Origin of the sequence: Chitinophaga sp. (genome assembly GCF_039596135.1) — a bacterium.
Classification (GTDB): domain Bacteria; phylum Bacteroidota; class Bacteroidia; order Chitinophagales; family Chitinophagaceae; genus Chitinophaga.
Map to the genome: position 1 here is coordinate 1 of NZ_JBCNKH010000085.1, position 20,928 is coordinate 20,928.

Annotated in this window: 16 protein-coding genes; 9 read left to right on the forward strand and 7 right to left on the reverse strand. The window is 46.2% G+C overall.

Annotation, left to right across the window (positions count from 1 at the left end; genetic code table 11):
* Window positions 1-232: 232 nt before the first annotated feature.
* The gene (gene thiL, locus ABDW16_RS27770) at window positions 233-1,267 is read right to left on the reverse strand and encodes a thiamine-phosphate kinase (protein ID WP_343674364.1); all 1,035 of its coding nucleotides are present in this window, start codon (window positions 1,265-1,267) and stop codon (window positions 233-235) included.
* Window positions 1,268-1,275: 8 nt separating this feature from the next.
* Window positions 1,276-2,049: an inositol monophosphatase family protein gene (locus tag ABDW16_RS27775; RefSeq protein WP_343674365.1), complete on the reverse strand. Its 774-nt coding sequence runs from the start codon at window positions 2,047-2,049 to the stop codon at window positions 1,276-1,278.
* 192 nt (window positions 2,050-2,241) lie between these two features.
* Here ABDW16_RS27775 and ABDW16_RS27780 point away from each other — a divergent pair, with 192 nt between their 5' ends.
* Both ABDW16_RS27780 and ABDW16_RS27785 read left to right on the forward strand, forming a co-directional pair.
* Window positions 2,242-3,780, forward strand: a complete 1,539-nt coding sequence (locus ABDW16_RS27780) for a GH3 auxin-responsive promoter family protein (RefSeq protein WP_343674366.1) — start codon at window positions 2,242-2,244, stop codon at window positions 3,778-3,780.
* 93 nt (window positions 3,781-3,873) lie between these two features.
* Window positions 3,874-4,524 (forward strand): LysE family transporter, encoded by a 651-nt coding sequence (locus tag ABDW16_RS27785; RefSeq protein ID WP_343674367.1) that lies wholly within the window; start codon window positions 3,874-3,876, stop codon window positions 4,522-4,524.
* Window positions 4,525-4,583: 59 nt separating this feature from the next.
* Here ABDW16_RS27785 and ABDW16_RS27790 read toward each other — a convergent pair whose 3' ends face one another.
* Both ABDW16_RS27790 and ABDW16_RS27795 read right to left on the reverse strand, forming a co-directional pair.
* Window positions 4,584-5,618: a 2-oxoacid:ferredoxin oxidoreductase subunit beta gene (locus ABDW16_RS27790; protein WP_343674368.1), complete on the reverse strand. Its 1,035-nt coding sequence runs from the start codon at window positions 5,616-5,618 to the stop codon at window positions 4,584-4,586.
* Between the two features lie 106 nt (window positions 5,619-5,724).
* On the reverse strand, window positions 5,725-6,075 hold the full coding sequence (locus tag ABDW16_RS27795; protein WP_343674370.1) for a carboxymuconolactone decarboxylase family protein: 351 nt from the start codon (window positions 6,073-6,075) through the stop codon (window positions 5,725-5,727).
* A 345-nt stretch (window positions 6,076-6,420) separates the two neighbouring features.
* Between ABDW16_RS27795 and ABDW16_RS27800 the strand changes: the two genes are divergently transcribed.
* The gene (locus tag ABDW16_RS27800) at window positions 6,421-9,234 is read left to right on the forward strand and encodes a TonB-dependent receptor (protein ID WP_343674371.1); all 2,814 of its coding nucleotides are present in this window, start codon (window positions 6,421-6,423) and stop codon (window positions 9,232-9,234) included.
* Between the two features lie 56 nt (window positions 9,235-9,290).
* Here ABDW16_RS27800 and ABDW16_RS27805 read toward each other — a convergent pair whose 3' ends face one another.
* The 3 genes from ABDW16_RS27805 to ABDW16_RS27815 form a co-directional block, all read right to left on the reverse strand.
* Window positions 9,291-11,714: a TonB-dependent receptor gene (locus ABDW16_RS27805; RefSeq protein ID WP_343674373.1), complete on the reverse strand. Its 2,424-nt coding sequence runs from the start codon at window positions 11,712-11,714 to the stop codon at window positions 9,291-9,293.
* A 102-nt stretch (window positions 11,715-11,816) separates the two neighbouring features.
* Window positions 11,817-13,625 carry an N-acetylmuramoyl-L-alanine amidase gene (locus tag ABDW16_RS27810; RefSeq protein WP_343674375.1) on the reverse strand — a complete coding sequence of 603 codons (1,809 nt, stop codon included), beginning with the start codon at window positions 13,623-13,625 and terminating at the stop codon, window positions 11,817-11,819.
* A 111-nt stretch (window positions 13,626-13,736) separates the two neighbouring features.
* A complete protein-coding gene (locus ABDW16_RS27815) occupies window positions 13,737-15,527 on the reverse strand; it encodes an acyl-CoA dehydrogenase family protein (protein WP_343674376.1) in 1,791 nt (596 codons plus the stop codon).
* A gap of 85 nt (window positions 15,528-15,612) precedes the next feature.
* Between ABDW16_RS27815 and ABDW16_RS27820 the strand changes: the two genes are divergently transcribed.
* The 6 genes from ABDW16_RS27820 to gldC all read left to right on the forward strand — a co-directional run bounded on the left by ABDW16_RS27820 (window position 15,613) and on the right by gldC (window position 20,926).
* Window positions 15,613-16,413, forward strand: coding sequence for an alpha/beta fold hydrolase (locus tag ABDW16_RS27820; protein ID WP_343674378.1), 801 nt, complete (start codon window positions 15,613-15,615; stop codon window positions 16,411-16,413).
* A gap of 8 nt (window positions 16,414-16,421) precedes the next feature.
* On the forward strand, window positions 16,422-17,564 hold the full coding sequence (locus ABDW16_RS27825) for a glycosyltransferase (protein ID WP_343674380.1): 1,143 nt from the start codon (window positions 16,422-16,424) through the stop codon (window positions 17,562-17,564).
* Between the two features lie 3 nt (window positions 17,565-17,567).
* Entirely contained in the window at window positions 17,568-18,647 is a 1,080-nt protein-coding gene (locus ABDW16_RS27830; protein ID WP_343674381.1) for an ABC transporter permease, read from the forward strand.
* Window positions 18,648-18,706: 59 nt separating this feature from the next.
* The gene (locus ABDW16_RS27835; RefSeq protein ID WP_343674383.1) at window positions 18,707-19,129 is read left to right on the forward strand and encodes a hypothetical protein; all 423 of its coding nucleotides are present in this window, start codon (window positions 18,707-18,709) and stop codon (window positions 19,127-19,129) included.
* Between the two features lie 257 nt (window positions 19,130-19,386).
* Window positions 19,387-20,490 carry a glycosyltransferase gene (locus tag ABDW16_RS27840; protein WP_343674385.1) on the forward strand — a complete coding sequence of 368 codons (1,104 nt, stop codon included), beginning with the start codon at window positions 19,387-19,389 and terminating at the stop codon, window positions 20,488-20,490.
* Between the two features lie 85 nt (window positions 20,491-20,575).
* On the forward strand, window positions 20,576-20,926 hold the full coding sequence (gene gldC, locus ABDW16_RS27845; RefSeq protein WP_343674387.1) for a gliding motility protein GldC: 351 nt from the start codon (window positions 20,576-20,578) through the stop codon (window positions 20,924-20,926).
* The last annotated feature ends 2 nt before the right edge of the window (window positions 20,927-20,928 follow it).

The following is a 20,928-nucleotide window of genomic DNA, read 5'->3' on the forward strand; positions in this document are numbered from 1 at the left end:
AGAATAGAGGTACAAATGCCTGATAAACCGGGGACTTACCAGTTGAAGTTCTGTGTGTTTGCAGGCGTGTTGCCACCTACGCATAATAGCCAGACGATCAAAGTTATAGTACAATAATAAAGAGGGAGGTCAGCTTTGCTGACCGCCCTCTTGGTTTAATAGATTACGGAAATTTTTGTTAATAAAAAAGCGCTTCGGAGGGAAGCGCTTTTAAAACCAATATGTTATTAACTTATTGTTGAAAGGCATTCCATCCCTGCGCTACTAACTTAAACTTATTACCGCCTTTCGTAAGGATATGTGCTCCTTCACTGATGTCTGCCATATACCCGATCACGCTGATTTCTTCAGAAAGCACAATCTTGTCATAGTCTTCCTGCTTCATGGTAAACAACAGCTCATAGTCTTCGCCACCGCTCAGTGCACAGGCGGTTGGATCCATACCAAACTTCAGCGCCATTTCCTTACTTTCCTGTGCAATCGGAATCTTTTCTTCGTACAGTACCACGCCCAGGTTAGATTGCTTACAGATATGCAGAATTTCAGAGCTCAAACCATCACTCACATCCATCATGGCTGTAGGCTTGATGTCATTCTTCTCCAGCCACTCGATGATATCCTTTCTTGCCTCAGGCTTCAGCTGCCGGCCGATGATATAGGTCTGGTTTTCCAGGTCTGGCTGCAACTGCGGGCTTTCCAGGTAGATTTTTTTCTCTCTTTCCAGCAGGGTTAAACCCAGGAATGCCGCACCCAGGTCGCCGGATACGCAGAGCAGGTCGCCTTTTTGGGCAGTGGAGCGCTTCACAAACTGGTCCGGCGCTACCTCGCCAATAGCTGTAACACTGATGATAAACCCTTTCTGGGAGTTTGAAGTATCACCTCCGATCAGGTCTACACCATATTTCTCACAGGCAGCGTATACGCCTTCGTAAAACTCATTCAGTGCTTCTACCGAAAAGCGGTTGTTGAAGGCAATGCTCACCGTAATATGGGTCGGTGTTGCATTCATAGCATATATGTCGGAGAGGTTCACTGCTACAGACTTGTACCCCAGGTGCTTGAGCGGGGTATACACCAGGTCAAAGTGAATGCCTTCTACCAGCATGTCGGTGGATATAACTGTCTGACGGCCAAAGTGGTCTATCACGGCAGCATCGTCACCCACGCCCAGTACGGTACTGGCCTGCTGTATTTCAATATTTTTAGTCAGGAGATCGATCAGGCCAAATTCGCCTAACGAGTTTATCTCGGTTCTTTCTTCACTCATTGTTTTGTTCAAAATTTTCCATTAACAACATCTACCAGTCGCTGATGAATATTGCCATTGGTGGCAATCAGCGTACGCTGGTAAGGGGAGTATCTATTGCCTTTGAAATCGGTGACTTTACCACCTGCTTCTTCCACGATGAGGAAGCCGGCAGCAGCATCCCAGGCATTCAGTGTATGTTCATAATAACCATCAAAGCGGCCGGCAGCTACCCAGCAGAGGTCAATGGCGGCAGAGCCAAGTCGGCGTACTGCCTGTCCTCTCTTTACAAAGTAAGAGAAGATGTCTACCGGATCATTTTCACCACCTTCCCACTGGTATGGGAAACCCGTTGCCATGCAGGCATTGTCCAGGTTTGTTTTGGCCGATACATGGATGGATTTGTCATTGAGCGTAGCCCCTTTCCCTTTTTCTGCAAAGAAAAACTCGTTCAGGAAGGGATTGTACACCGCTCCCAGTACCATCTCATTATCTACTTCCACCCCGATGCTCACGCAGCAGATAGGAATACTGTGGGCAAAGTTCACCGTACCATCCAGGGGATCAATGATCCATTTGGTATTGGAGGTGGTCACCAGCTCACCCGACTCCTCGCTGAGGATAAAATGGTCCGGGTAAGTATCCTGGATTACCTTGAAGATGGCAGCTTCTGCCCCTTTGTCTGCTTCTGTTACCAGGTCATTAATGGTACTTTTGCTGCTGATCTGAAAAGCCCCGTTGAAATAGTGCTGTAAAACTTGTCCGCCAGCCTGTGTTGCCTTGAGAAGGGTTTCTTTTAACATGGGGCAAAGGTACGTTTCAATTTTTTTACTGCCCATATCGTTTTTAGTAATATGTTTGTAGTGGATTGCCAACTGGGGACAAAATTTGATAGTTGAATGTTCAGGCCGCCAATGGCCCGTATATAATAAATTGAGTCTCCACCCAATCCGAATTCGCCGTATTTTTGCAGTTTATAAAGAAGAAGGTAATTAATGGCCATTTTAGGTAATCTTATATCCAGGTCACTGCGCATCAGGAAGAAGTTCACATTCAAGTTAGGTACGCCACGCCAGTATCAGTTACAGGTATTGTATAGGCTACTTACAAAAGCTAAGGATACGCAGTTCGGTCAGCATTACAACTTCCAGGAAATACTCAATAGCCCGAATATCATCGCTAATTATCGTTCTACTGTGCCCGTACACAACTATAACAAGATGCATGCGGAGTGGTGGTATAGATGCCTGGAAGGGGAGGCTAATGTAAGCTGGCCTGAGAAAATAAAATATTTCGCCCTCAGTTCGGGAACTTCCGAATCTGCGAGCAAGCACATACCTGTTACCCGGGATATGCTGCGTAATGTAAAAAAGGTGGGTGTTAAGCAGCTGTATTCAATGGCTAACTTTGACATTCCGCCCAAGTCGTTCTCCAAAGGAATCCTGATGCTGGGTGGTACTACTGCCCTGTATGAAAAAGGAGATTACTATGAAGGGGACATGAGTGGTATTCAGGCAAAGAACATCCCCCGTTGGTTCAGACGTTTCTACAAGCCAGGTGGGAATATTTCCAAAAAGCCCAACTGGGAACAACGTATCAAGCTCATCGTACGCAAGGCCCCACAGTGGGATGTAGGTACGGTATGTGGGGTGCCTGCATGGGTACAGATTGTACTGGCAGAGATCATTAAATACCACGGGGTGAAAAACATCCATGAGATCTGGCCCAACCTGGCTGTATACATCCATGGTGGTGTTAGCTTCGAGCCTTACCGCGACAGTTTCCAGAAACTGCTGGGAAAACGGATTAATTTCATTGAAACATACATGGCTTCGGAAGGCTCATTCGGCTTCCAGGCCCGCCCGAATGTAAGGGGCATTAAACTGGTCCTGAACGCGGGCATCTTCTACGAATTCATCCCATTTACAGAAGAGAACTTTACCAGCGATGGCGAAGTAAAACCCAATCCCAAGTCTTACATGATCCACGAGGTGGTGGAAGACGTGGAGTATGCAGTGATGTTGTCTACCTGTGCCGGTGCATGGCGCTACCTGATTGGTGACGTTGTGAAGTTCACTTCAGTAAAAGAACATGAAATCATCATTGTAGGACGTACCAAACAGTTCCTGAGCCTCTGTGGTGAACATATGAGTATCGATAACATGAACAATGCGATCGATGCTGTACAAAAGAAACTGGGTATAACCGTCAAAGAATTTACCGTAGCAGGTTTCCCTTACGAGAACCTGTTTGCTCACCGCTGGTTTATTGGTACAGACGATGTGAATGTAGACAGCGACCGGGTTCGTGAAATCATAGACCAGACCCTGAGTGAGGTAAATGACGACTATGCAGTGGAGCGTACCTCTGCACTGAAGGATGTTTTTGTAGAGATCCTGCCAAATAATGTGTTCATCGACTACCTGCGTGTAAAGGGCAAGGAAGGTGCGATGAACAAGTTCCCACGTGTTATGAAAGGAGAGAAACTGAAAGATTGGGAAAACTTTCTGGCGTCCAAACTGAAATCAGTGTAAGAATATTAACGAATTTTAAAGTAAAAAGAGGGGTAACTTCATCAACAAAGGGGAGAGTTACCCCTCATTTTTAGATAGGGAATTTTGTAGCGCATGACATCTGCTTTCTTATCAGCGGTCTTCTCCGGATTGGCACTTGGACTGGTTTTATCGGTATCTGTAGGCCCCGTCATCTTCGCGATTATAAAATATAGTGTAAATAACGGCTTCAAGGCTGGGATCAGTTTTGCGCTGGGTGTATCTTTCAGTGATATTTTTTATGTGATGCTGGGTAACCTGGCTACCGCATTTTTCCTGGACCTGAAGGAATATAATAAGCCCATTGGTATAATCGGTGGATGTTTACTGATCTGTATGGGGCTGTACGGGCTGCTGTTCAAAAAAGTAAAGATCAGTACCGGCGATGAGAAACCGGAGATGTTCCGGACCCATGATTATTTAAAGATCTGGCTGGCAGGATTTCTCATGAATTCCCTGAATCCCGGCGTAATCCTGTTCTGGTTGGGAATCTGTGTGTCGAACAGTGCACATACCACCGGTCATAAAATTATTACTTACGGGGTTTGCCTGGTTTGGGTGTTATCGACAGATATATTGAAGGTATTTGTGGCGGATAAGATCAGGCATAAGCTGACCCTGACGAATGTAAAGTGGTTGAATAAGATATCAGGTGTAAGTATGATCGTCTTCGGCGTACTCCTGCTGTATCAAATGGTATTTAATGTAGGCACCCTGGGTCACTAAACATAAAAAGCATCCCCTTGCGGAAGATGCTTTTCTATTTATTGGTGGATAAAAAACGCTTATTTAATCGTCCATGTCTCCTTACCAGCCAGCAGCTTATCCAAATCACCAGGACCTCTCTTGCTGAACGCATCTTCTACCTGGAAATTCATTTGCTCTTCATAAGTAGGACGGAACCCCTGATAAAACACCCCAAATGGACGTGGGAGGTGTCCTTCAATTCTTGGATCGTCGAACATACGGGTCAATATCTGGGCCTTATAGAAATCATGTTCATCATGGATCCACAGGTCATCTGCACTATACTCAGCACCCAGCTCAACCACCACAGGTTTCAACCCATCCAGGCGGATACCTTTGTCCTTCTGTGCACCAAACACCAGCGGCTGTCCCTGCTCCACAAAGATGGCCTGCTCTGCCTTGCTTGATTTTTCTGTAAACACTTCAAAAGCACCATCATTAAAGATGTTACAGTTCTGATAGATCTCCAGGAAAGAAGCGCCTTTATGCGCATGGCTGCGTTTCAGCATTTCCTGCAGGTGTTTAGGATCGCGGTCCATACTTCTGGCTATGAAAGATGCATCTGCACCCAGCGCCAGCGCCATCGGGTTAAACGGATGGTCGATACTGCCGTAAGGCGTAGACTTCGTTACCTTGTTTGCCTCAGAAGTAGGAGAGTACTGCCCTTTGGTCAGACCATAGATCTGGTTGTTGAACAGCATCACGTTGATATCAAAGTTACGGCGCAGCAGGTGAATGGTATGGTTACCACCGATGGACAAACCATCGCCGTCACCAGTCACAACCCATACGCTCAGCTCAGGACGTACGGCTTTCAAACCGGACGCGATCGCAGTAGCACGACCATGAATGGAGTGCATGCCGTAGGTATTCATGTAGTAAGGAAAACGGGATGAACAGCCAATACCGGAAACAATCACGATGTTCTCCTTCGGTATACCCAGGCCGGGCATAATGGTCTGCACCTGTTTCAATATAGAATAATCTCCGCAACCCGGGCACCAGCGCACTTCCTGGTCCGTTGCAAAATCCTTCGCCGTTAACGCCTGCGGAGCTATAGTTCCTGTTGACATTGTTGTATTGTTAATAGAAAAAGTTATAATTGGTTGGCAAAGTTACGAATTGTAAACCGATAGGGATTACGCAATCCGGAATACTTGTATAGGGAACTGACCACAATCAGTTTTCCTGTGCCAACAAAGCTTCCCAATATTCAGCCGCTCTTCTTGTATGTGGTATTACGATCGTACCCCCAACTATATTAGCTACTGCAAAAATTTCATACATCTCTTCAGTGGTCACTCCCTGCTCATGGCATTTGCCCAGATGGTATTTGATACAATCGTCGCAACGTAATACCATTGATGATACCAATCCCAGCATTTCTTTCACTTTTGTACTAAGGGCACCTTCCATATAAGTATTGGTGTCCAGATTGAATAACCGGTTGATTACCTTGTTCTGTTTGCCCAGAATGACCTCATTCATCTTTTCCCGGTAATCGTTAAATGCTTTTATCTCGTCTGCCATTTTGTTGTATTTGTCACAATAAAGCTATGAAACGATTCCCAAATATAAATCAATCTACTTGATGAGTAGACTATTGGTTCGGGAGGGCAAAAGTTGGTTTTATTAAATATTTGATTATTAGACAATTATGGGATTTGTCATAACTGCGGGTTATAGGTCATAACAATTAGTAATCATTCCGGGCGTTTTTTTGCCATTTTCTCATCCCTTAACAGTGGCGTAACATTAGAATATTTCCTTTGCATCACTATTCAACCACATGTTTTGAACTAAATGCTCACCCGCAGGTCCGGGGAACCTGCTTCTATTCAACTATGCGAAAAAATCCCATTAACTCAACCTTTTATGCGGAAAGTAATTTTCACTATGCTCTTCTCGTGGCTCAGCATTATCTGTCTGGGTCAGACTACCGGCTTGGTTACAGGTAGTATCGTCGACAAAAATCAGGCGTTATCTCTCCCAGGGGCTACCCTGAAGTTGAAACCCGGTAACCATTACACCGTTTCTAACCAGCAGGGTAAATTCGAATTTCTCAGCGTACCTGTTGGCACCTACACACTGGAAGTCACTTATATCGGTTACCAATCTTATACGCAGGAAGTGACCGTTGCCGCTGGCAAAGCCACCGACCTGAAACTGCAACTCGAAGCCGGGGGAATTGCCGGAAAAGAAGTATTGGTAGTCGGTGACCGTCTGCGTGGCCAGGCAAAGGCCCTGAACCAGCAGAAAAATAATCCAAACATTACCAATATCGTGTCTGCTGACCAGATTGGCCGTTTCCCGGATGCGAACATCGGCGATGCAATGAAGCGTATTCCAGGCATCACCATGCAGAATGACCAGGGTGAAGCCCGTAACATCATCATTCGTGGTCTGGCTCCTGAGCTGAACTCCGTGACCATGAACGGCGATAGGATCCCTTCGGCAGAAGGGGATAACCGCCGTGTACAAATGGACCTCATTCCGTCTGACATGGTGCAGACTATCGAAGTAAACAAGACCCTCACCCCCGATATGGATGCAGATGCAATTGGTGGTTCTGTGAACCTTGTGACCCGCGCTGCACCCAATGGCCTGCGTGTATCTGCCACCCTCTCTGGTGGTGTGAACCCCATCCGCAACAAACCATTGTACACCGGTGGCCTGGTATTGGGCAATCGCTTCTTCAATAATAAACTGGGGGCAGTAGTGAGCGCCTCTTACAATAACAACGACTACGGCTCTGACGATGTAGAAGCTACCTGGAAAAAGGACGATGCAGGACATGTATACACCGAAGAAATGGAGGTGCGTACCTACAATGTACAGCGCATTCGTCGTAGCTTATCTGCTGCACTGGACTATAAGATCAACGCTAAAAATACAATCTATGCCAACGCTATGTACAACTGGCGCGATGATCGTGAAAACCGTTATCGCCTCAGATATAGCGATATCGAACCTGAGTATGCCGGTGATGGCAGCATCACCGGTTATACCGGCCAGGTACGTCGTGAAACCAAAGGTGGCATCAACAATGACAGAAACAAAGGCAGAAGACTGGAAGACCAGCGTGTACAAAACTACTCCCTGCGTGGAGAACACCTGCTGGGTAGCAAGGTAGACCTGGACTGGGCAGTGAGCTATTCATCTGCCAGTGAAGATCGCCCGAATGAACGCTATATGGAATTTCGTGAAAAAGGTGCCCCGTTATCACTGGATCTGTCCAACACCCGTTTCCCATTGGTAACAACGACGGTAACAGATGATGACCTGAACTTCAATTCCCTGTCAGAAAATCATGATTATACCCGCGAGAATGAGTTGGGATTGAAATTGAACCTGCGTTTTCCATTCAGCATTCTGCCTGATCAGAAAGGCCGTTTGCGTGTAGGTGGTAGAATGCGTATTAAAGATAAAAAACGTGAGAACAATTACTTCGATTATGAGCCGGTGACTGAGTATGGTTCTCTCGCCACTATGCCGCTGGTAAGCTATACTGGTGCAGGTTACCAGCCAGGCTCCAAATACAGCCGGGGTTCATTTGTATCCAAAGATTATTTAGGTAGTCTGAACCTGGATGATGCCTCTAAATTCACAGCTGAAGATAATCCTGCTGAATACCTGGCGGTGAACTACAAAGCGGATGAAACCATCACTGCGGGTTATGTTCGCTGGGATCAGGACTTTACTTCCAAATTGTCTATGATTGCGGGTGTACGCCTGGAAAATACTGCTATCAACTATAAGGGTAATGTAGTGGAAGATGAAGAAGATCTGGCAGGCCAGCGCGATGTGAAGAATAGTTACCTGAATGTATTGCCTGGTCTTACTTTCAGGTACAATGTAAATAACGACCTGGTATTGCGTGCAGCAACGACTACATCTATTGCACGTCCTAATTACTATGATATTGCGCCTTATGTAAGCAGTGTGGCAGATGATGCTGCAATCAGTGCAGGTAATCCTAAGCTGAAAGCTGCGTATGCATGGAACTTTGATATCATGGTGGAGCAGTATTTTAAATCTGTGGGTATCCTGTCTGGCGGTGTGTTTTATAAGAGCATTAACGACTTCATTTATACTTTTAAAGATGCGTCTTATTCTTCAGCAGATTTCACTGCTGATTATGGTAGTACTGCTACTAATCCGATTCCTGATGGTGAGAACTGGACATACAAACAGGCACGCAATGGAGACAATGTAAAGGTGTATGGATTTGAAGTAGCGTTGCAGCGCCAGCTAGATTTCCTGCCTGGATTTGCAAAAGGTTTTGGTGTATATGTGAACTATACTTATACAAAATCTACAGCAAGTGGGGTGTATAATGCTGATGGTGAAAAGCGTACTGGTGTTACACTACCAGGTACTGCACCACATATGTTTAATGCTTCCATTTCGTTCGAAAATAAGCGTTTTACTGCGAGGTTGTCTGGTAACTATACAGCTGCTTATCTGGATGCATTGGGGGGTAGTGATTTTGATGATAGCTATTATGACAAGCAGTTCTTCTTAGATGCAAATGCGGCTTACAAATTTGCTAAGAACTGGCGCTTCTTTGCGGAGGCAAATAACCTGACTAATCAGCCATTGAGGTATTATCAGGGAATTGCTTCAAGGACAATGCAGGCGGAGTATTATCGTCCCCGCTACAACTTCGGGTTGAAGTTTGACTTATAAGAAAAAAAAGGGGTTATCGGTAAGATAACCCCTTTTACAATTATGCAAGTGTTGTATTAGAACTTGAATGCAACCGTACCTGTGAAGCCCCTGGGTCTTTGTGGATTCATAGAAGAATAACCGATCCAGTAGTGTTTGTTAGTCAGGTTATCCACTTTCGCACCAAATCTCCATTTAGGTGTATCGTAAGAAAGAGAAGCATTCAATACTGTGTAAGCAGGCAGTACAAATACGCCCTGACTTCTGCTGTTTACAATCTTCACGTCGCTGGCGTAGTTGCCCCCGGCACCAATGCTAAGACCTTTCAGGGAACCATTTGATATACGGTAGTTCAGCCAAAGGTTAGCGGAGGAAGGAGAAGAAGCTGTACCTGGACGAAGACCATTTACATCATCACTTGTATTGATGTATTTAGATTCATTGTAGCTATAACCAGCTACTACGCTGAACCCCTGGAAAGGATTCGCAATCACGTTTACTTCCACACCTTTACTCTTCTGTGTACCATTCTGGATATAATAGTTTGGATGTGCAGCATCTGAACGCAGAATGTCTTTTACTTTGATATCGTAGTAGCTGATAGTACCAGTCAGTTTACCATCAAACATATCCATTTTCACACCACCTTCCCACTGGTTAGCCTGTTCGGGCTTAGAAGTAGTGGTAACACCTTCACTTACGTAAATAGGTGAATTGGTGTTAGAGAAACCATTCTGGTAGTTACCGAATAATGACAGGCGATCTTTGATAACCTGGTAAACGATACCAAATTTAGGAGACAATGCAGTCTGGTTGTAAGCACCGGAATAAGTACCAGCTGTAATGCTATAATTTCCTTTGAAATCATAGTAGTCGATGCGTAATCCGGCTTGTACCATCAGCTGATCGGTGATATTGAATACATCAGAAGCATAGGCACTGTAAACATATTTTTTGTAGATGTATGGATATTTTACAGAATCACCTTTTTGCTGGTACACATCGTTCATGTTAGCTGCATTGAAATCATTGTAATTTGAAACAGTTCCGTGAGAAGGAGTTTGATCATATGCAGCACTGATGAAGATCTGGTTTGAATTCAGGTAGAAGAAGTCAAGACCACCTACAAAGCGGTTTCTGAATTTACCGATTTTGAAATCGCCTCTGAAATTCTGTTGGATTTCAGTAACACTTTGCTTACTGTTTCTTGTAGACTGGTCTTCGCGGGACATAGAGTCACCTGGCAGGAGGTAGAAGTATGGACCAAAACCATCAGAATAGCTGTTGGTCATGGATACTACTGTTTGAGAGTTCCACTGATCAGAGATCTTGTAGTTCATACTACCAAAGAAGTTTGCATTGCGACTGGTTGCAGTCAGATCTTCGTTGATAAATGCACGGCTGTAATCTATTTTCAGTTTATCTGCCCTTTGTGCAGTCAGGTCGGCGGTAGTCAACCACCATGGGAAGAAGTAGAATGTATTTCCATTTCCTTCCCCGCTCATAAATTCAGCTTCGAGTGATATATCTAATCTGTCATTGATTTTATAAGACAGGCTTGGTGCAAAAGCAAAGGTTTTACTGTGTCCTACATCCATCCAGCTATCCTGTGTAGTATAAGCGGTATTGATACGGAGCAGTGCTTTCTTAGCAGAATCCAGAGGCGTATTTACATCAGCCATGATGCGGTTATAAGCATAGCTACCGCCTGCTATTGCAACCTCACCACCAAAGTGGTCATAAGGTCTTTTAGTTACACGGTTGATCAAACCACCATAAGAAGTCAGCTGAGCACCGAACAGCGTAGCATTCGGGCCTTTGATCACCTCAATGCTTTCAATGTTGCTGGCATCGATAGTTGAAGAAACGTTACCTGCTACCCCATTGCGCAGCTGGCTTTGAAGCACGAAACCACGGGAGTTGTAGTAAGCACCACCATCACCACTGCGGTTGGTAGATTCCCACATCTTGGTAATACCAGGTGCATTTCTCATCGCATCGTCCACAGTATATACCTGTTGCTGTGCCAGCAGATCTTTGGTGATTACTGAATATACAGTTGGGTTCTCAACATTCGCTAATGGTAATTTAGACACATAGTTACTGGAACGTTTTACCAATTTAGTCTGATTACCTGTAATCACTATTTCAGAAAGCTGTTTACTGGATACTTCCAACTGGAATTTCACTGCTACTGTCTTACCAGTTTCAACAGTTACATCTTCCGTCTTATTCGCATAACCGGTAAAAGAAATCGCTACCTGGTAATTACCAGCAGGCACATTCTTAAACACAAACGTACCGGCACCATCAGAAACGGTCATAAAACTGGTTCCCTGTAAAATTACAGACACATCTGGTGCTGGTTTGCCATCAGATGTTACGATCTTACCCTTAATTCCACCATTGTTATCTTCTAAAGTTGTAGCTGTAGCGGCATAGAAGAAGGAAACAATCATGCTCAGGACAAGCATGAAGGACTTAATAGTCATCCTTATCATAAATTTCTGTTATTTTTTGCGCAGCAAAATTGCAGCTTGAAAAACTGCAATTCATATCGATTCGGGAAAATCGTTTACGCAAAAGGGAAAATTTATGCCTTTTTACTGATCTGAGCCCGGTCCCTCCTCATTAGAGCCAGACTCCGCTGCCTGATTGGCCGCTTTCCTGGTAACCTGATCCTGCTCTGCCTCCCGCAGGAAATCCTTAATTCCCGTCATGATCCTATCCACCATCTTCTGCCTGAAACCCTCATCCAGCACATTCATTTCATCTTCTGGGTTACTTAAGAACAGGGTCTCGATCAGGGCATCCGGGAACTCAGTGGGGTTATTCAGGATAAAGTTAAAATCACCATTGTTGCCAAAGTCAGACAACCCTAATCCAAGCAACTGGGCATGTATCGACCTGTTGAAGGGTTCGCAGAAGGGGTGTTTATAATAATTAGCCGTGCCATGTACATCCACCGGGTTCACAGAAGAGTTCAGGTGAATACTGATGAGCAGGTCGGGGTTCATTTGCCTGTAATAGGAGAGCCTATCTTCGTTAGGAACATACTGATCTATAGTACGCGTCATGAGTACTTTCGCACCTTCATTTTCCAGCGCTGTTTTCAGCAACATCGAGATTATCAGTGTCAGCTGTTTTTCATAATAACCCGCAGCACCCAAAGCACCTACGTTTGTACCACCGTGACCGGCGTCTAAACCAAACGTCAGGTTTTTCAGCTGGAAGCTGGCAGGTGGATGCTTGACAGCGATTACCAGTCGGGTACTGTCGTAATAGACCTTGTAGCCCCAGGGTTGTTTATGCTTCAGCCCGATATTCACTCTCAGTACGTCCGGGCCTATCTGCTCCCATCTGATGTCTTTTACTTCCTGCATGGAATCGGAACCTGGCGTAAAATCAGGTTCCAGGTTCGCCCCGTGAATATCCAGGGTGATCCTGCCCGGATCTACCTGCTGTGTACTGAGGTAGGGAAGCCGTTCTGATAATCCTATGGCGATATAATCGTATTTATCATCGCTCCAGGTACGGGTTTCCTCTACGATATTGAGCGGTGTGGGTTCTGCCAGTGTCATGGTATCCAGCAGTAATTCCGGGATGAATGCTGTTTGCTGATTACTGAGTTTTACTTTAAAATAGTTGCCCTGCTTACCAGTGATGCGGAGCAATACATCCGAATCCAGGTAACCTATTTTGATAGGTCCGAGGCGGTCGCCTTCCGGTGCAATCGTGAGGTATGTATTCCTGTCAATCGTTCTGCCAGCCAGCAGTTGATTACGCAGGTAAGTGAGTTTATTGCTGCTTTGTAATACAGCAGTGTTGCCGTCTTTATTCTTCAGGAACACAGCAATTTTATTATCCAGCAGGGAGTCTGCTTCCTGTATAACATAAAAACCTTCATAGAAACCCTCTGCACCGTATTTGGAAGAAGGTACTTCACGCAGTGGTGTATCATGCATCCAGTAAGCTTTGCAACCTGGATAGCCTTTGATCCTTGCACGGATAGTATCGCCAGGGGAAAGGGTACTATTCCCTTTTGGAAATACTTTGATATCGTCTATTCTGAATACGCTGGTTGCCCTGACAGGAGGCAGGGTCGTATAGTAGTAATTGTAAGTACGGGATACTTTCTTACCTGTAGTATCTGTGGTAGTGAGTGTAAATGAAGTTTTGCCCGGTTTGATGATCCGTTTTAAAGCAAATACACCGGTGGGATATACGTGAATGGTATCATCATTCAGTGTTACTTTACAACCTACACAGGTGCGCCCCGACATATATTGCTTAGAACTACTGGTATTGATTTCAGTCCTTACCGGCTGCACCATTTTAAGGAAGGCTTGCTCCTGCGCTTTTACTCCAGTAAAGGCTATCTGTATCAGTATGATTAATGCTATGATTCTCATGATTGTCCGGTCGCAAATAAACAAAAAAAATGCCATCCGGCTCTTCGCGGGATGGCATATAGTTAATTTTCAGCGGGAGCAGCCTGTCAGCAGCCTCCACTAAGGATAATTTTACCAGATAAATTTATTCTCTGCCAGTAATTTATCAGCAATTCTTCTTCTTGTATCCTTTGTATTTACTGGTGCAGCCTTTGTAAACCGCTTAATACCCAGCAGCATCATGCGTTGTTCATCGCCTTCTGCAAAAGAATTGATGGCATCTTTCGCATACTTGTTGATGCGATCCGCAGCGTCGTACAGGTAAGTCTTTACAATATCTGCCTGCAGTGCATTGGCTGCTTCGCCTTCTATGTCAATTCGCTTGAGCAGGCGCAGCAGCGCACTCTCTGCGAGGAAGGTTTCTATTGCCATATCAGCAATATTCATGAGTATTTCCTGTTCGCTTTCCAGCTTGGCCATTAGCTTTTGTGCAGCAGCCCCGGCCACCAGCAGAATTGCTTTTTTAAGGTTGGCGATCTGCTTTTTCTCAGCACTGTAAGGCGTTTCATCGTCACTGCCAAAATCAGGAATGCTCATCAGTTCTTTCATTACATTCATGGCAGGGTTCATCAGGTCCAGTCTGCCCTTCATGGCGCGCTTCAGCGTCATATCCAGCGTGAGCAGGCGGTTGATTTCGTTGGTACCTTCAAAGATGCGGTTAATGCGGCTGTCGCGGTAAGCTTTGGAGATCACGTATTCATCGCTGAAACCGTTCCCGCCGTGGATCTGTACTCCTTCGTCCACGACATAGTCGAGGGCTTCGGAACCACCTACTTTGAGGATGGCACATTCCACCGCATATTCTTCTGCAGCACCCAGCAGTGCTTCATTGAAAGGCTTACCGGCTGCCAGCAGTTCTTTTTCTTTTTCGTCGATGAGCTGTGCAGTCCGATACAGGGCTGATTCATTCACCCAGATCCGGATGGCCATTTCGGCTAACTTATGCTTGATAGCGCCAAAGTTGCCAATGGGTTGTTTGAACTGCTCGCGTGTATTCGCATATTCTATAGTGATAGTCGCTGTTTGCTTGGCACCTCCAAGTGCAGCTGCACAGAGTTTCAAACGACCAATATTCAGGATATTGAAGGCGATGAGGTGTCCTTTCCCGATCTCGCCCAGTACATTTTCTACAGGTACCTGTGCATCCTGGAAATAGATCTGACGGGTAGAAGAGCCCTTGATGCCCATCTTGTGCTCTTCGGCACCCAGCGTGAATCCGGGCGTATCTTTATCTACAATAAATGCGGTGAATTTATCGCCATCTATTTTAGCAAATACAGTGAATACATCCGCAAAGCCGGAGTTGGTGATCCAGCATTTCTGGCCATTCAGTAAGTAGAACTTACCATCGGCGGAGAGTTTGGCGGTGGTTTTAGCACTGAGTGCATCCGAACCGGAGTTGGGTTCGGTCAGGGCATATGCACCTTTCATCTGGCCGGAGGCAAGGAAGGGGATGTACTTTTGTTTCTGTGCTTCGGTACCAAAGTACAGGATGGGGAGAGAGCCGATACCCGTATGGGCTGCCATAGCTACAGAAAAGGAGTGGCCCGCACCCAGGGCTTCATTGATGAGTGTTGCCGTGATGAAGTCTTTGCCTAACCCACCGTATTCCTCGGGAAAGGCCGCACCCAGTAATCCCTGCTCGCCGGCTTTATCCAGTAAGGAAGGCATGAGCCCTTCTTCCAGTTTATCGATACGGTCCAGCACAGGTGTGACTTCCTTTGCCACGAACTGTTCGGCCATCTCTTTAATCATTTTTTGTTCTTCGTTGAAATCTTCGGGTGTAAACACTTGGTGTACAGGGCTTTCTTTGATCAGGAACTCAGCGCCCTTCAACGTGGACTTATCAACAGTTGCTTCCATTGTGATAAAGTTTTGTCAGTTAATTTGAGTTGCTATTCAATTTACTGGTTTTAAGCCAAACGACAAAAGTTGATACATTTGTAAAATGCAGTCATTCTACCTCCCATATCAAAACAGCCGCATCCATGGAGCCATCGCCGGCAAAGGCGACGATTTGCTCGTATGCCTGCACGGTTTCGGAGAAAGTACACTGCCTTTTTCCAGGCTGGCTCCCGCTCTTGGCGATGTATTCACGATCGTGGCACTCGACCTGCCCTTCCATGGCAAAACCGTATGGCAGGAAAACCGCCCTTTCGAAAAGGAAGACCTCCATGCTATCGTAAACCTGCTCCTGAAAACGCAAAACAAAACTGTCTTTTCCCTGCTGGGGTATAGCATGGGCGGGCGCCTTGCCCTTTGCCTTACAGAAAAAATGGCCCCACAGATCAGGGAACTGATTCTGCTGGCCGCCGATGGTCTCAGTGAAAACCCCTGGCATTACTTCGTGACCCAGACCCGCATTGGCCACCGGCTCTTTAAACATATCACGTATCACCCGGGATTTTATTTTTGGCTACTCAATACCGGCAACAAGCTGAAACTAATCAACAACAGCCTGCACCGCTTTGCAAACAACAGCATGAACACGCCTGAAAAACGGGAACTGGTCTTCAATGTATGGACCATCATGGCCCATATGATGCCCGACCGGACACTCATCAGGCAACTACTGGCCCAATACCGTATTCATACCCTGCTCATATTCGGCAAGTACGACAGGGTGATCCCTTCTACATTGGGTGTACGATTTATGAATGGAACTTTTCCCGGCGAAACACTGGTACTTGACAAAGGTCATCAGCTACTCACAGAAGACCTGGGTGAAATAATATTGGATAAGATTTAAATTCGCGTATGTATTTTTTTCTCACTGTCTTATTCCTGCTGGGAGGATTGTATGGCATATTGATGATACGATATGGACTTGGCTGGAAGGCATTACCACCCTATACACCCACCGCGCCTATCACTGGCCGTACCAAAGTGACCGTCATTATCCCTGCCCGCGATGAGGAGAACAACCTGCCTCCCTTGCTGGCAGCACTCCACGCACAGGATTACCCGGCACACCTGTTTGAAGTAATTGTCATCGACGACTTTTCTGCAGACCGTACACCGGCTGTTGTAAAAGACTTTCCCGCTACTAATATCAAACTGCTGCAACTGAGCCAATACCTCAGCGCTACAGAACGACTGAATTCCTATAAAAAGAAGGCCATTGAACTGGCAATAGAACAAGCTACCGGTGACCTGATCATGACTACGGATGCTGACTGTGTGATGGGGCCTCTCTGGATCAGTACCGTGGTTCGGTTTTATGAACAATACCAGCCAAAGTTCATCGCGGCCCCGGTTAGCTTCTATAAAGAAACCAACTTTTTCAAGATCATGCAGTCGCTGGACTTTATGACCATGCAGGGTATCACAGGTGCCCTTGCACAATTGAAAGACGGCACTATGTGTAATGGCGCTAATCTTGCTTATGAGCGCAAGGTTTTCTACGAAGTAGGTGCATTCAAAGGGATCGATAATATTGCCTCCGGAGACGATATGTTACTGATGTTCAAGGTCTTCAAAGCGTACCCTGATGGTGTGAAATACCTGAAAAGCCAGGATGCGATCGTGGAGACTTTGCCTGTCGATACCTTCAAAGCCTTTATGAATCAGCGAATCCGCTGGTCATCCAAGGCAGATAAGTACGACGACAAGCGGCTTACCTGGGTGCTGGCACTGGTGTACTTCTGGAATGCGGTATTATTGTTTGGCGGTGTGTTCTGCTGCTTTGCGCCGGGCGTATTGCCTTATTTTCTTGTGGCTATGGTCTATAAGGTGGTGTTGGAATTCTATTTTCTGATCCCTGTGTCTCAGTTCTTCCGGAAAAAAGGTTTGCTCAGCTGGTTTATACCCGGACAGTTATTTCATATTCCCTATATTGTAGTGGCGGGTTGGCTTGGTAAATTTGGTTCTTACCAGTGGAAAGGCAGAAAAGTAAAATAATTTATGGCGGAGCTCAATATACGATCATCTTTCCGGCAGCAGGCCTGGGCCAGGTTGCGACGCAATAAGGGGGCAGTGGCAGGTATGCTGCTGATCGCCATTGCCGTAGTGGTCAGCATTATTGCGTATGGGGTAGCGCCAGACGGTACACCGATGGCCAACAGGATGATCGTGGAGATAGGCGGGCAGCATCCCGGTTTCAGGATTGACTTACTGGCATTGCCCAGGCAGGAATCCGTAGAAAAAGCAGGATGGCTGAAGAGATTGATCGATGGGCAGCAGGAAGACGTGACCTGGGTACCCGTGACCAGTTACCATTCCGCAGGAGACAGCATCGTTGTACAGCGTTATATAGACGAAGAATCGTCCATGAGAGAAAGCTACCTGGCCAAAGGAACTTACATCAGGCACTACAAAGCCTGGCTGGGTACCGACAAGTTTGGAAGGGATATTCTGAGCCGCCTGCTGGTAGGTACGAGGGTGAGCCTGAGCGTGGGATTTATTGCGGTGATTATCTCCCTCACCATCGGTATTCTTTTAGGCGCCATAGCCGGTTATTTCCGGGGTGTAACGGATGAGGTCGTGATGTGGCTGGTGAATGTGATCTGGTCAGTACCCACTTTATTGCTTGTATTTGCCATTACCCTGGCACTGGGTAAAGGTTTCTGGCAGGTATTTATAGCGGTGGGGTTAACGATGTGGGTGAATGTAGCCCGTATTATCAGGGGGCAGGTAATGTCGCTGAGGGAGTTGACCTTTATAGAGGCTACCCGTGCACTGGGTTTTGGGCATACCCGTACTATAGTAAGGCATATTTTACCGAATATATTAGGCCCGGTGATGGTCGTGGCTGCCGGCAATTTTGCCACGGCGATCGTAGTGGAGGCGGGATTAAGTTTCCTGGGGGTAGGGGTACAGCCACCACAACCCTCGTGGGGGCTGATGATCAAAGAAAACTACAATTTCATTATTACGCACAATCCACTGCTGGCACTGGCTCCCGGTGTGGCTATAATGCTGATGGTACTGGCATTTAACCTGTTAGGAAACGGGTTGAGAGATGCGATGGATGTGCGGCAGTAGGACCCTTGTTTCGCATAATAAAAATTATTAATTTTACTGTATCCATTATCCATTTTCTTATGCCTTTGAAATCATATCTTTTACCTATTCTTGCCCTGTTTGCACTGACCTTTTCCTCCTGCAAAAAGAAAGACAGCACCTCTACGGTGAAGCCTGCTGAAGAAGGATTGAAGGTGAGCCTCCAAAATGTAACAGAGGCTTCCTATACCGCAGCAGCTGGTACTACTTATACCTTTCAGGCACAGGTGACTTCCAAACTGCCAGCCAGTGGGGTGACGATTACTGTTACAGCCGTTACAGACCCCGGAGGTATCAATATTCCGCAGAATGCCGTAGCACCGAGTTCCAGTGGTGCTATTGAAATTACGCTGGTTGGGTTAGAGCCATTGCGCACCGTGCTGGTGACGGTGGTGATCACTTCGGTCGATAATCCCGACAATACAATTACCAAAACTTTCTGGATAACTAATAAGTCAGAATAAACTGGCGATAATAGTAGTAAATGTATAGCCATAGGTATGGTACAGCGATACTATGCCTATAGCAAAGATTCGCTGCCAAAAGATTACCAATAGGTCACCAAAAGGTCACTTCAATATCCCCAGGGATATTGAAGTGACCTTTTGGTGACCTATTAGTGATGACTTTATGATCTACCTACAGCGTATCTGTAATGAGGCTTTACCCTGCTTAGAACAAAAGCTGTAGCTTTGCACCCATCAGAACAAGCAGCTTAACTATGCGTATAGGAGTGAATGCCGCTAGCCTGGCAGGAGATAGGCCGGCAGATACAGGAAATATCAGCACAGCGCTTTTAAAGGAATTATGCCGTTTGCACCCGGAGCACCAGTTTGTCTTTTTTGTAGACACACCAGGGATATCGCTTGCAGAATTCACTGATAATGTGCAGCTTGTGGAGGTGCCCCTCAAGGGCCGTAAGGCATGGCAACTGTATTGGTGGCGGGAATGGCAGCTTCCTGCTGCGATCAAAAAACAGCAACTGGACCTTTACCTGGGTATAGACGGGCAATTGCCCCTGCGCAGCAAGGTACCCGCCCGCTTATTAGTTACTGATACGGGTTTTCTGCATGGGGTGGCCGGCATGTCGAAGGATCTGCAGCGGTACCTGCGCAGGAATACCCTGAAATATATACAGGCAGCGCAGAAAGTGCTGGTAATTTCGCCTGTGGTACAGGAAGATTTGTTAACTTATGCCCCTGCTGTTGCAGAAAAGCTGGTCTTATTGCCCCCGGGCATGGATAGCAGTTACCGCCCTGTGGAATGGGAAGAAAGAGAGCAGATCAAGCAGGCGTTTACAGGTGGGGTGGAATACTTTGTAGCAGTAGGCAGTATGCATCCCCGGAATAATATCCTTCCTTTGCTGAAGGCATTTTCCGCCCTGAAACGCCGTTTACGTTCCAATATGAAACTGATCCTCGCTGGCGCTCCCACCAATGCCGGTGCAGAAATCATCGAAAATATGGCTACCTACAAGTTCAGGAACGACGTTATCTGGCTCAAAGATGCCGACCAGGAAACGTTGTCCCGCATAGTAGCGGGTGCTTATACCCTGGTATATACCAGCAGGTTTGAGGGCCTGGCACTGCCTATTTATGCTGCCCTCAGGTGCGAAGTGCCTGTGGTAGCCATAGAGGGAGCTGCGGCCAGGGTGGCTGGTGCCGAAGGGGTATTGTATACAGACCCTGACAGTCTGGACGACCTGGCAGAAAAAATGTCAGTATTATACAAGGACGAGGTGCTGCGCAGCAGGATGCTGGAACGTGGCAGGCAGGTGACGCTGCCTGGAAGTTGGACGGAAGCGGCTTCCCTGATATTAAAATAATAACATAAGTATCATAAATCTGGACATCAGCACATTCGCAGGTTATTAGTAAATTTGCGTTTCTAAAATATTGGAACTATTTTTTATGGCAAAGACATCTACCATACAGATCCAGGTTGAACTGGACAATGACAGGATTCCTGAGAAGATTGAATGGAGGGCGACGGATAGTACTCAGGCAGACCGTTTCCAGCAGGCAAAGGCGATGATGGTTGCTTTCTGGGATGGGGCTGACAAGACCGCGCTGCGTATAGATTTGTGGACAAAGCAGATGATGGTGGATGAAATGGCTGATTTCTTCTTCCAAACGATGATGACCATGGCAGATACGTATCAGCGTGCTACTCCTTACAAGGATCAGGCAGACGAATTGAGAACTTTTGCCCGTGACTTCTACAAAAAGTTTGAAGAAAAGCAAAAGGCTGAACAGCAATAATC